The sequence below is a fragment of the Listeria valentina genome, from assembly GCF_011800755.1.
GTDB lineage: Bacteria > Bacillota > Bacilli > Lactobacillales > Listeriaceae > Listeria > Listeria valentina.
The window spans coordinates 1-12,519 of the sequence record NZ_JAATJW010000068.1 but is presented as its reverse complement, the minus strand read 5'-3'; the positions used below and the strand labels follow the sequence as shown (position 1 = coordinate 12,519).

14 protein-coding genes are annotated in these 12,519 nt (G+C 37.3%); 13 read left to right on the top strand and 1 reads right to left on the bottom strand.

Features of this window, described 5'->3' with window-relative positions:
* The first annotated feature begins 99 nt into the window (after nt 1-99).
* From HCK02_RS11865 to HCK02_RS11850, 4 genes are read left to right on the top strand one after another with little or no spacing between them, the layout of a single operon-like run.
* Nucleotides 100-633 (top strand): hypothetical protein, encoded by a 534-nt coding sequence (locus tag HCK02_RS11865; protein WP_167630323.1) that lies wholly within the window; start codon nt 100-102, stop codon nt 631-633.
* 19 nt (nt 634-652) lie between these two features.
* Nucleotides 653-1,360, top strand: coding sequence for a hypothetical protein (locus tag HCK02_RS11860; RefSeq protein WP_167630322.1), 708 nt, complete (start codon nt 653-655; stop codon nt 1,358-1,360).
* Complete coding sequence (lepB, locus tag HCK02_RS11855; protein ID WP_281348883.1) at nt 1,266-1,847, top strand: signal peptidase I; 582 nt, start codon at nt 1,266-1,268, stop codon at nt 1,845-1,847. The genes HCK02_RS11860 and lepB overlap by 95 nt, the downstream gene beginning before the upstream one ends.
* Before the next feature lie 40 nt (nt 1,848-1,887).
* The gene (locus tag HCK02_RS11850) at nt 1,888-2,226 is read left to right on the top strand and encodes a hypothetical protein (RefSeq protein ID WP_167630320.1); all 339 of its coding nucleotides are present in this window, start codon (nt 1,888-1,890) and stop codon (nt 2,224-2,226) included.
* 28 nt (nt 2,227-2,254) lie between these two features.
* Here HCK02_RS11850 and HCK02_RS11845 read toward each other — a convergent pair whose 3' ends face one another.
* Nucleotides 2,255-2,782 carry a cyclic nucleotide-binding domain-containing protein gene (locus HCK02_RS11845; RefSeq protein ID WP_167630319.1) on the bottom strand — a complete coding sequence of 176 codons (528 nt, stop codon included), beginning with the start codon at nt 2,780-2,782 and terminating at the stop codon, nt 2,255-2,257.
* A gap of 331 nt (nt 2,783-3,113) precedes the next feature.
* On the opposite strand from HCK02_RS11845, the gene HCK02_RS11840 reads away from it, so the two are divergent.
* From HCK02_RS11840 to HCK02_RS11795, 9 genes are all read left to right on the top strand, one after another.
* Nucleotides 3,114-3,869, top strand: a complete 756-nt coding sequence (locus tag HCK02_RS11840; protein ID WP_167630318.1) for an SDR family NAD(P)-dependent oxidoreductase — start codon at nt 3,114-3,116, stop codon at nt 3,867-3,869.
* 622 nt (nt 3,870-4,491) lie between these two features.
* Nucleotides 4,492-5,247, top strand: a complete 756-nt coding sequence (locus tag HCK02_RS11830; protein ID WP_167630316.1) for a WxL domain-containing protein — start codon at nt 4,492-4,494, stop codon at nt 5,245-5,247.
* A 54-nt stretch (nt 5,248-5,301) separates the two neighbouring features.
* Nucleotides 5,302-6,048, top strand: coding sequence for a WxL domain-containing protein (locus HCK02_RS11825; RefSeq protein WP_167630315.1), 747 nt, complete (start codon nt 5,302-5,304; stop codon nt 6,046-6,048).
* Between the two features lie 21 nt (nt 6,049-6,069).
* Complete coding sequence (locus HCK02_RS11820; RefSeq protein WP_167630314.1) at nt 6,070-7,101, top strand: WxLIP family cell surface protein; 1,032 nt, start codon at nt 6,070-6,072, stop codon at nt 7,099-7,101.
* A gap of 85 nt (nt 7,102-7,186) precedes the next feature.
* A complete protein-coding gene (locus HCK02_RS11815) occupies nt 7,187-7,789 on the top strand; it encodes a hypothetical protein (protein ID WP_167630313.1) in 603 nt (200 codons plus the stop codon).
* Between the two features lie 156 nt (nt 7,790-7,945).
* On the top strand, nt 7,946-9,025 hold the full coding sequence (locus tag HCK02_RS11810) for a PTS sugar transporter subunit IIC (protein ID WP_167630312.1): 1,080 nt from the start codon (nt 7,946-7,948) through the stop codon (nt 9,023-9,025).
* 153 nt (nt 9,026-9,178) lie between these two features.
* A complete protein-coding gene (locus HCK02_RS11805) occupies nt 9,179-9,586 on the top strand; it encodes a hypothetical protein (RefSeq protein ID WP_167630311.1) in 408 nt (135 codons plus the stop codon).
* Nucleotides 9,587-9,934: 348 nt separating this feature from the next.
* Nucleotides 9,935-11,449, top strand: coding sequence for an ABC-F family ATP-binding cassette domain-containing protein (locus HCK02_RS11800; protein WP_167630310.1), 1,515 nt, complete (start codon nt 9,935-9,937; stop codon nt 11,447-11,449).
* Nucleotides 11,450-11,463: 14 nt separating this feature from the next.
* Nucleotides 11,464-12,045, top strand: coding sequence for a class I SAM-dependent methyltransferase (locus HCK02_RS11795; protein ID WP_167630309.1), 582 nt, complete (start codon nt 11,464-11,466; stop codon nt 12,043-12,045).
* Nucleotides 12,046-12,519 lie beyond the last annotated feature (474 nt).

Genomic DNA, 12,519 nt, shown 5'->3' with positions numbered 1-12,519 from the left:
GTGTGATAATAAATGAAACAAAGTATCAAGATGTATAGGATTTAGATCTATATAATAAGGCATAATGACTGGAACAGATAATAGAAAGGAGTTCTGACAATGAATAAGTCACGTCAAGCCTTGCCAGATGAGGAATTGATCGAACTGGAAAAAGAAGTAAAGTCCTTACTATCTGATTTTGAAGAAGAAAAAGCAAAAAGCAAGAAACTTTTGGATGAAAATTATCAACTAAAAGATCAATTGGGATCTATGAAAAAAGTTGAACAAAACTATCAAGATATGAAGGAAAAGTATCAGGTAGCAATAACTGAGAGAGAAAAGGCTGAACAATCTAAACCACAATTAAGAGCTGTAAAAAGTGATGAACAAAGCGCTTCAGATGGATCTTCGAGCTTAACAAAAGAAACGCTAGCAGACGTATTAATCGAAGCACAAACTACTGCAGATCGAATTGTTCGGAAGGCAGAGAAAAAAGCAGAGGACATCTTGATTAACAAACAAGAAGAATTTAAAGCAATTGTTCAGCAAGCGGAGCAATATCAGGAAAAAATGATTCAAATGAAGAAAGTTACGGATCACTTACTAGGTGGTTGGATTGATCAATTAGATGATATCATTGAAGAGTTGAAGTAAGAAGAAGAGGGTTGTCAATATGAACATTTTGATAGAGCCAGAACAAGACGGTTTTCGTGGCCATGTGCTGTACGAAGCGTCGCACCAAGAGTTAGAACTGGACCAGAAAAGGCTAAATTTATCGCAAGAAAAATTCCGCGCACTTCTTAATAGCCAAAAATATGTAATACGAATACATTTTTCTGAAGCAAAAGCAATTAATGCAAAGAGCTGCATGGAGAAACTAAAAGCAGAATTTCCAGAGTTTATTTGGATGCGGATGGTTGTTGCAAATGGGTTTGAAGGAGACTATAAAATTGAATTTTTCTCATCGAATCCGTTTTTTGAACTTCAAGAGATTGATGATTTTTCAAAAGCTTTTCGCTCAAAAATACGAGCTATTATTTTGAGTGCTTTAATTATTCCTATAATGGACACGAAGAGTTCCGAAGATGATGAGTTCGAGCAAGAGATTGATCAAAAAATAACAAGATTAACTTCAATTTTAGATCGAATAGACAAAAGGCGGACGCAGCAAGATGAAATAAGCGATAAGTTAAGTATGGAAAAGAATGAGGAAGACTGGCCTGAGCATGAAGAAATACAACTGGAAGACGATAAAGAAGCTAAACCTGAGGAATTTGTAGATTCTAGTGAGGACGATACGGATATCATACAAACTTTGGAACGAGCAAAAAAAAAATCTACATCAAAAAACGGAAAATCAGCAGAAAAAAAAGAATTTTAAGAAGCTAATTCTTCATGCTTTTATCGCACTGAGCATTATAGCTATCATTTGTGTGATTTTTTTCTTTAATTTTTCACTTGTTAAAATTGAAGGAGTTTCGATGGAACCAACGCTTAAAAGCGATGAATATGGCTTGATTTATAAACGAGATGCAACCTATAAACGGGGTGATATTATCTCGTTTGCTTCTCCAGATGTACCAAATACAGAATATATTAAACGGATTATTGGGCTTCCAGGAGATAGGATTGAAATTATTGATGGTGATCTATACTTAAACGGAAAAGAACAGAGAGAAAAGTATATTCAAAGAAGCAAAGGTCTGGCAAAATTAAATTATTCGTTAGAAGATTCTTCAGGTGTTAAAACTGTGCCACAAGGAAAAATCTTTGTTCTTGGTGATAATCGACTGCATTCTAGAGACAGTCGGGAATTTGGCTTTATTGATCTTTCAAAAATTACCGGGAAGTGGATTTTTCATTTTTGATAAACTAAAATAAGTATTCATTAAAAAAGGAGGAAGAAAGTTGGCGCTATTCTATCAAACTTGGAAAAAAGTTTTTTTCTTCTTTTTTATTGCGGAAATCGTGGTTGGACTGTACATCATTGCATACTTACTGCTGTTTTCTTATGATCCTAATAACGGGATTTCACTTAGCACACAGCTTTTTAGTTGGATCAGCCATTATTTTCTTCCTGGGATTATTGGATTACTTCTCTTGTTTGTATCTGACTTTTTTTGTAAGCTAGCTGTTCAAAGATTCAAATTACGAAAACAAGTTGTTTATTTTTGTAATGTACTCCTTAATTTAGGGCTAGGCTACTTTCTTGGAGCCTATTCTGTTTTAAAATTTTTTGTTAAATAAAAGCGTGAGATCAAGTGATCTCACGCTTTTATTCGTATTGACGTGCAAGGCAAACTTGTTTTACTTTTTGTAAATCAACAATAAGCGGTTTACGTGAAATAAAGACTCCTTGATTTTCAAGTTTGACGATCTCTTCTAAAATTCGGTTTCGACTGGAACGAAGATATCCAGCTAGAAATGTAATAGTAATATATTTTGGGAAAGTTACGATATGGTCGTGGATCGGCAGATTAAGATCAGTCATAAGGCGAGAAATTTCAAATAGAAGTTTATAAGCAAGTGAAGATTGACTATAGCGATGAATGTAGGTGATGTCGACAAGAGCATTTGCAGTTTTATCTAAAATAAATTGTAAAATTTCTGGCTGGGTAGACATGTGAATGAGCAAATATTCGCGATTGAATATTAGTAGATCCCCATCATCTAGCCCGGTGATGCGATAATCAGTTAATCGATTTTTTTTTATATCAGTTGCAAAGTTTTCAATGCCAAAAATGTCTTCAGATTTAATGATTTTGTTCGGTACCCAAACCCCTTTGGAATTCCGAATTTCCATAACAGCATCTCCCGATAGGAGAATGCCAATATCCTCATTTTTTTTCAGAGATGAATATTCAAATAATACATCTTTGTATGTAAAATGATTGTGTCTGACATCGGAAGTATATAGAGCCTCATCCTTGAAAAAAGTTATAAAATCCACTGTTTCAACTCCTTTACATAGGAATATATTTTAGCATAGTTTAGTTGAAAAAAGAATAGGAATATGAAACTTCATAAAAATAATGAAAAAAAGATTTAATTTCGATACTAAGTATCGTATTGAAGAGGAGGAAAAGTGTTAAAATTGAACTGTATACTACTAAATATTTGAGGGGGAATTCGAAATGAGTAGGACGGCTGTAATTACAGGAGCGGCAACGGGCATTGGTCGTGGAAGTGCTTTGCAACTTGCGGAAGATGGTTTTGATCTGGTACTTGCTGATTGGGATGCAGAAGAAGGCGAAAAAACAGCAGAAATGTGCCGTAACGAGGGTGTTGATGCAACTTTTATTTATGCGGATATGGGCGTTGAAGAAGAAGCGAAACAAGTCATACAACTTGCAAAAGATAAATTTTTAAAGGTTGATTTTTACTTAAACAATCAAGGTGTGACACATGATCCTAAATTGTTGCATGAGATTACTGAAAGCGAAGCGGAATATACAATTCACAGTAATATTATGGGCACGTTTTTTGGCTTGAAATATATGATACAAGTTATGCTTGAACAGGAAGACGGGCACATTGTTTTGGTCAGCTCTTCGTCAGGAATTCGCTCTGAAACAGGATTTGGAATGTATTCTGCAACGAAACATGCCGTTATAGGTTTAGCACAAGACGCCGCGATGGAATATGCTGGGAAAAATATTCGAGTGAATACGATTTGCCCAGGTGGAATTATGACGGGAATGACTCAGAAGATTGGGAAATACATGATGGAACATCAATTTGTACAACCAAAACCTTCTGCCGGCCTTTTGCGTGGAGGCGGACTTGGACAAGTGGATGAAGTAACAGGGCTCGTTTCATTTCTTGCTTCCGAAAAATCAGGTTTCATGACAGGCGCGATTTTGAGTGTAGATGGAGGAAATACTCTGTAAAATTGAAAATAAAGGAGCGTAAACTGTAAAAAAAGTTTGCGCTCTTTTTTTGTGTAAAGAATAGGGAAGCTGTTCATAAATTTGTAAACAAAACGTTTTTCTTGCGATACAAAGTAACGTGGAAGGGGATAGGAATCCTTTTATACTAGAGAAGTAACAACAGTGGTGATAGATTGAGCACTAAAAAAGAATCGTAAAGAGGAAAGGAAGTGGAGAAAAAGCGGACACCTTACTTGTTTCATTAACAACATGTCCGAGAAACTACCTGCATAAGGGGGCTGAAAATTGAAACATATTTATAGAGTTGTCTGCGTTGTATTATTGGTTATATTCTTAAGCATCCCAATTGGTGCAACTGCGGCTAGTATGAATAGTGAAGCGAGTATACAGTTTGACAAAACTTACATTCCTCCGGTAGGGGGGATTTCTCCGAGTGAACCCAAACCGGAACCTCATTTTACTATTCCAAGTGCAGAACACCCGACATTTGAACCGGGAGTAGGTAAGCTCCCAACGACAGGAGATTCGTCGACTACTGGAAACCTTTTATATGGTGGAATTCTCTTAATGTATGGGATTTTGCTGTTGAACGTTTCTAAGCAAAGGATGAGGGGATGATGTGATGGATTTAAAGAAAATAAGCATAACTTGCCTTATTGTAGCTGTTACATTTTACACTGGGACTTTATATGCTTTAGCTGCCAGTGACAATGCAGCAAGTACGATGGGAAAAGTTACTTTTTCTGAAGATAACTCACCTACAGCTCCCCTTGATCCGATTGACCCAAATGTTGATAAACCCATTACTCCGACAGATCCAGAAGTGGGATCTGGGACTGCAGGTCCACTAAGCATTGATTATATTTCAAATTTTCATTTTGGTAATCAATTAATTTCTGCAGAAGATAGGACTTACAATGTAAAGTTAGATGTCATTAAAACTGCAGATGGAAAGAGTGTTGGGAGAGCTCCGTTTGTACAAGTAACGGATAAAAGAGGAACAAATAAAGGTTGGACTTTACAAGTTCAGCAGAAGACACCTTTTTTAACAAGTGGAGCAAAAGAATTAAAAGGGGCTTACTTAAGCTTAACGAATCCGGTTGTAAAAACAACAAAAGATAATCAGGCGGCACCTCCAGTAGCAACATCTAAGAAAATTATTTTAACGCCTGGAAAATCTGGAGCACCGGGAGGCTCACAAACCGTTCTTTCAGCTAAGCAAGATACTGGGATGGCAACTTGGATTGAAAGCTTTGGTAATAATCAATCAGGGCCAAGTAGTGTACAACTTTTTGTCCCAGGTACATCTGAAAAGATCAAAGATGCAACGTATTCAGCAACACTGACTTGGATACTCGTTGATTCACCAGTTAATTAATTTTTAAGTAAGAAGGAAAAAACATTTTATGAAAGATTTCAGGGAGGCAGAACAATGAAAACAACAAAGATTGTTACAGTTGCCGGTTTAGCCAGTTTATTGACGTTAACGGGAACACCATTTTTAACTGCATATGCAGCCGATGGGGGACAAATGAACTCAATTGGGACGATCGAGTTTACGGTGAACAAAAATGCGGAACCACCACAAAACCCTTTGAATCCTGATCCAACAAAACCTATTGTGCCGAAAGATGAAGCTGACCATGAACCGGGAACTGAAGGACCACTTAGTATTGATTATGTATCCAATTTTAGATTTTTATCTCAGGAAACTTCTGGGACAACAGAAACTTATTATGCAGACTTGGACCATGTAACGGATAAAAATTCTGGAAGCGATGTTGATTCGCCAAACTTTGTTCAAGTTACGGATAAACGTGGTAGTAACTCAGGATGGCGCTTGACTGTTACTCAAAATGAACAATTTAAAAATGAAAACGGGAAAGATTATCTTGATGGGGCAGTGCTGACTTTGAATAATGGTCTTTCGAATTCAAAGGATGGCGGTACAGCACCTACTGTAGATCAAGGCGTTAAATTGACTCCGGGTGCAACTAATGGATCAGAAGTAATGAATGCAACAGCTGGTCAAGGTACTGGTACTTGGTTTGCTTATTTTGGTAAAGATGATGAAGAAGCTAAGAAAAGTATTGAACTAGTTGTTCCTGGGAATGCGAAAAAAGTAAAAGGCATGTACACAACGAAGTTAACTTGGACACTGACAGATTCGCCAGCTTGATAAATGTAAACGAGGGATAGTATGAAATTAAAGATTAAAAAGATAGTTGCTTTCGCTGTGCTTGGTTTAGCAAGTGGAATTTTATTGGCTAAGCCAGCTGCTGCGGCTGAAATGAATTTTGCTGTACAAGCCATTATTCCAGAGAATCAAGTTGATAAGTCACAAACTTATTTTGATTTGAGAATGAAACCGGGGCAAAAGCAGGATATTGAAGTGGAGCTTCGGAATGATACTAAGAAAGATGTTACTGTTGAGATTCAAGCTAACACGGCGATTACAAATGATAATGGTGTTGTAGAATACAATAGTCCCGATAAAAAGAAAGATTCCAGTTTAAAAGTGGATTTTAAAGATCTTGCTAATGTTCAAAAAGAAGCCAAGCTTAAACCTGGAACTAGTCAAAAAGTGAAAGTGCATTTAAAAATGCCAAGTGAGCAATTTGATGGGATCGTGTTAGGTGGACTTTATTTTACTGAAAAAGAGGACAACAGCAACAAACCGAAAGAAAAGAAAAATGAGAATCAAATTATTAATCGGTATGCTTACACAATTGGTGTGCAGCTAACTGAAACCGATAAACAAGTGAAACCTAATTTAGTGTTAAATTCGGTCAAGCCTACACAAATTAATTTTAGAAATGCCATTAGTGCCAATATCCAAAATGATCAAGCGGCTATTATTAAAGATATGACGATTGAAGCCAAGATTTATAAAAAAGGTAAATCGGATGTCCTTTATCAAAGTACGCAGAAAAATTTGCGCATGGCACCAAATTCGAATTTTAATTTTGGGGTTGGGCTAGATAATAAGCCATTTAAACCAGGTAAATACGAGTTTAAGGGTGTTGCTAAGATAGGCGACAAAAAGTGGATTTTGAATAAGGAATTTACAATTCAAGATAAAGAAGCGAAAGACTTTAATAATAAAGCAGTTCAGCTAGAGAAAGACCACACGTGGATATATGTTTTAGTTGGTGCTGTCGTTATTGTTCTTTTGCTAGCGATTATTTCTTATTTAATTTATCGGTTGAAGCGTAAATCGAAAGATAAATAAACTTGGATCCCATAGCCTCTGAAATAAGAGAGCTATGGGATTTCTACTAATCAATTTTAAAAAGAAAATTTTAGGGGGATGCACTTTGAAAAAGAAAATCTTTAGCTTTGCTGATCTTCCTTCTTTTCAAGAACATGTTCGCATTTGTTATTTGACGCCTGGGGAATCTATTTCGGTTAATAAAAATTTTTTCTTAGTTGATGATGGAGCACTTTATACTTTTTCAGAACAATATGGTCATGTTTTTTATATTGAAGATGATATTCTGTGTCAAGAGAATGTTTGTTATACAGCGATGACTGATGTAGCGATGTGGGAAGTATCGCAAGAATTTTTGCAGGGTCTTGGTCCCGAAGGAGAGACGATTCGTTCTCTACTTTTGGAAGGGCTATGCAAAGAAGCAAGATGGGCGGAGCATTTGCTTAAACCACAAAATTCTTCATGGGAACTGAAGGCGGCAATTATTCAATTTTTGGCAGAAATGGAGCTTCCTTGGTTATATATGCTCAACGTGAAAATCACAGAATTAAAGGTTGATGCGGATGATTCGTCTATATTAGATGAGTGCTGTAAATTAAGTCGGAAAAGAGTGCTACGCTTTAATCGTCATCAAACAAACTTGAGGATAAATCCTATTCATTTCATTCATTTTATCCGAACAGAAATTGAACATTTTTCTTATGTGTGAATAAAAGCAGGGATGGGATTCGTTCAATATTCCCTGCTTTTGAGTTATAAGGCATGTCGACTACAAAACACTTTATTTTCATTCTATAAAAATTATTTAGACAATTCTAACAAGGTATGGTATGATAATTTTTATACACATAAAGAGGTGATACATATGGAGCAAACACAAGAAGAGAAAGTGACAGTTAAAGAGTATGTTTATCGAGTAGCGGCAGGGGTTTCCAATGCTGTGTTAGTTATGCTTGGAATTGGCCTACTATTCGAAACAATCGGTAATTTTATTCATTGGCCAGCTTTTCACAGTATTGGTACGGTAGCTAAGTTGCTTTTAGCGCCGGCGTTTGGCGCTGGAATCGCTTATCAATTAAAGGGAAATACACTTGTGATTTTTAGTTCTATGGTAGCTTCGACAATTGGAGCAAATGCCGTTTTTTTTACAAGTGATGCCATGCAGGCGGTCACTGCGACAGGGCACATATTACTTCAGCCGGCGAATAGTGGAATTTTTGTAACGGGACAACCGATTAGTGCTGTCTTAGCTGGTCTCATTGCGGCACTTGTTGGAAAGTGGATTACTGGAAAAACATTTCTTGATATGGTGTTCATTCCTTTTTCGTCTATTTTAGTAGGAGGAATTGCCGGGCTTGGACTTGCAGCGGTGACAACGCCATTATTGCTTCAAGTGAGCGCGTTCATGGCGAAGTCCGTTACTATTAGTCCAGTTCTCGGTTCAATAGTTATTTCGCTTGTGTGGAGCGTACTTTTGATGACACCAGCTTCATCTGCAGCGCTTGCGATTGCTTTACAGCTAGATCCTGTTTCTTCTGCGGCTGCGCTCATTGGCTGTACGGCTCAGTTTGTTGGATTTACTATTATGTCTTTCCGTGAAAATAATTTGGGGGGAAACATTTCTCAAGGCTTAATTACTCCAAAAGTTCAATTTCCTAATTTAACGCTTCACCCGCAACTTGCCATCCCGCCTTTCATTGCAGCAGCAATTTGTGCACCGATTGCTACTGTGGGATTTGGTTTCCGCTCTACATACGAACTTGCAGGGCTAGGGCTTAATTCGTTGATTGCACCCCTTAATATCCTTTCTACTAGTACTTCGGAATTTTTAGTCTATATTGGTGTTGGGGTTGTACTTTCTGGGGTCATTACTTTTGCTGTGCACATGGTCTTTAAACGAATGAAATGGACGGCGAAAGACGATTTGCGTATTGAAGTTCAATGATGGATACAGACAGAGCCAAGCGGTTCTGTCTTTTTTCATGAAGTTGTCATATTTAAAATTAGTTGTCGAAACTAAGTGTCATACAAAAAGTTGGAATTGACGATAAGCTAAAGTAGTAAATTTACTATTTTGTTAAAGATAAGGGGGCAAAGGATGAAAAAATATTGGAAAAACGGAGGATTGTTCTTCCTTTTTTTAATTTATGGCTTTGCTCTGGCACTAATAATGGGCGGTAGAATGATTACTTGGAAACAATTACTAAGTCAAATCGTTACGGTTTTGTTAACGATTATTGGAGCAGTTCTTCTTTTTCTATTGAAAAAAGAAGATACTGATCAACAAGGAAATCAATTTAATCATCACTACAGGGAAGAAAGAAATGCTTTCTCATATCGATTTTTCACGATGGTTTTTTTCGTTTTGGTTCCATTATTATTATTCGTTTTAAATCTCGGTGGAACTTTTACGATTCAAACGAAAATTATTGCTAGGTTTCTTTTTCTTGCTTTTTTGGCCTTTTTATTTTTTATTTATTGCTTGAAGAAACAAAAAGGTGCTTGACAGTGAGTTGCTTCTTCGTTTATATTGATAAGCGATAGGAAGTGTAAAAAATGCAAAAGCAATATCCATTTATTGAAAGAATTTCCTCTGCACAAATGAAAGCGACGAGGCGTTGTGTAGAGGCTAATCAGTTATAAATTTTCCCCGTCGGTAAAGTGGAAACCTGTTTAAATAATGAGGTTTATTTCAGTTCGCCCACTTTTACCGACAAGGTTTGAAAATAATAACGGCCCTAGACGTGCTTTGTCTAGGGCCTTTTGTTTTGGAAAGCAGAAGGCAAACAATTTGATGTTGCCTTCTGTTTTTTTGTGTTTTTACTTTCATGATAAAAGGAAAAGAGGAGAAATTATGAGTGTTGTATCAGTAGCAAATTTAAATTATAGTGTTCCAGAGAAAACTTTATATAGGGACGCTTCATTTGATATTTTTCAAGGAGAGCATGTTGGTGTTGTCGGGCAAAATGGTGCTGGGAAAAGTACGTTGATTAAAATTTTGCTTGGCGAAATTTTGCCGGATTCTGGTGAGATTAAGTGGCAGAAAAGAGCTGAAGTGGCGCACTTGGATCAGTATGCGGAAATTGATCCTAATTTAACGATTCAAGCTTATTTGGAACAAGCATATACTGTATATTTTGAAATGGAAGCGCGGATGAATGAGCTTTATATGGCTGGTGATGATGAGTCTTTGCTTAAGGCAGCTGGCATTCAGGAGCGGTTGATTCAATCGGATTTTTATGCGGCAGATCGTTTGATTGAGCAAGCGACGCGTGGACTTGGGATTGATGCGCTCGGGATGGACCGGAAGATTTCGCAAGTGAGTGGTGGACAGCGAGCAAAAATCATTTTGGCGAAATTGCTGCTTGAAAAACCGCAAGTTTTGATTTTGGATGAGCCGACAAACTTTTTGGATAAGGAACACGTGGAATGGTTGAGTGAACAATTGATTCAATTCCCTGGCACATTTATTGTTGTTTCTCATGATGTTGGTTTTCTTGAAAAGATTGCGCAGCAGATTCTTGATGTGGAATTTGGTACAATTAGGAAATACAACGGATCTTACTCGCACTTTGTGAAGCAGAAGGAACATTTGAATGAGGAATATCGGCGCCAGTATGTTAAGCAACAACGTATGATCGAGGAAACGGAAAATTATATTCGAAAAAACAAGGCTGGTGTTAATTCGAAGATGGCGCGTGGTCGGGAGAAGCAGTTGAATCGCTTGGAACGCTTAGATGCACCTGAATCGACTGTTCGGCCGGCGTTTACTTTTCCGGAAGCTAGTCAAGAAATTGTTGGGAAAAGTATCGTCGTGGATCATCTTGAAGTGGGGTATGATTACCCGCTGTTTTCCCCCGTCAGTTTTTCGATTCGTTCGGATGAAAAGGTGGTCATCACAGGATTTAACGGTATCGGGAAGTCCACGCTACTTAAGACCATTCTTGGTGAACGAGAAAAAATTTCTGGGAAAATTCATGTTGCCAATCGAGCGGTGATTAGCTATTTTGAACAAGATTTGCACTTTGAGAAGGAGAATCGTACGGCGCTTGACTTGATTCAAGCAGAATTTCCTCTTTTATCGTCGAAGCAAATCAGGCAAGTGCTTGCAAGAAGTAGGATGAAGGCGGAGCATATTACGCGTTCTGTCAAGACTTTGAGCGGAGGCGAGCAGTCGAAAATTAAGCTGGCACGACTGCTTTTGACGAAAAGTAATATCTTGATTTTGGATGAACCGACCAATCACTTGGATACGGCGAGTAAGGAAGCTTTGAAAGAAGCGTTAAGAAGCTATAAGGGATGCGTCATCTTGGTTTCACACGAAGAAAAATTTTATGAAGGTCTTACGGATCGAGAAATTAAATTGTAGGAAGGTGTGACAAAATGAGCGGTCACGAAGGTCATTTTCACAAGAAGGCTGCGTTTTTAGATGACAAGGAGCGCATGAAAGGATTTCGAGCACATGAGTTGATTCAAGCTCTTCCGAGTTTTTCACCGAATGATTCGTTTTTAGATTTAGGTGCGGGGACGGGATTTTTTACGATTCCCTTGGCCGAAGAAACAAAGGGGAAGATTTTTGCGCTTGATTCGAATTCGAAAATGCTTGAACGAATTGGTGAGAAAATGAAGGTTGCGGGTCTTTCGAATGTGGAACGAATTCAAGCGGATGTCGCCTCGATTCCACTTGAAGATGGTTCTGTTCAGCATGTAGTCGCTTCGCTTATTTTGCATGAGGTTGCGGATTTAGAGGCGGTGCTAGCTGAATTGTTCCGGGTAACGGAAGTAGGCGGGGACGTTGCTGTGCTTGAATATGAAGAAGAAAAAACGCCTGATGGAGGTCCGCCACACCATATTCGGCTTTCTGCAAAAAAGCTTACTAGTGCTTTGGAGCAAGCCGGGTTTGGGGATTGTCATACTCAGATGATCGATGAGAAGATTTATTTGCTTGTGGCTAGTAGAATATAGCGAAATGGCCAAAAAAGAATAGAAATCATTAAATAAAGACATACAAAAATATAATTCTTGGTGATTTTGTTTTTTTATTTTATACACATTCTTTTTCAACAGAAAAATGTTGATTTCTCTATAATAAATTTATTGATATTAATTAACATTGCAAGAGCAGTATATTCATAAAATCAATGTTTTTGATGATAGATATATTTATTTTATGAAGTAGGAGACAATCTTGATTTGAGACAGGGGTACTTACTTTAAGAGATTGGAAACGCATAATAAGGAGACAATTAGTCTATGAAAAAAATCTAGTTAAAAAACAAAGTTTCATTGATCACTTATACAAAAAAACACAATATAAAAAGTATGATTTTATAAATACGAAAAAGATGCTAATTAATTAGCATCTCAGACTGTCGAAAAACGCCCATCCCTCCATGAGAAAGAAGAGGGATGGGCGTTTTTTTCTATAAAAATGGAAAA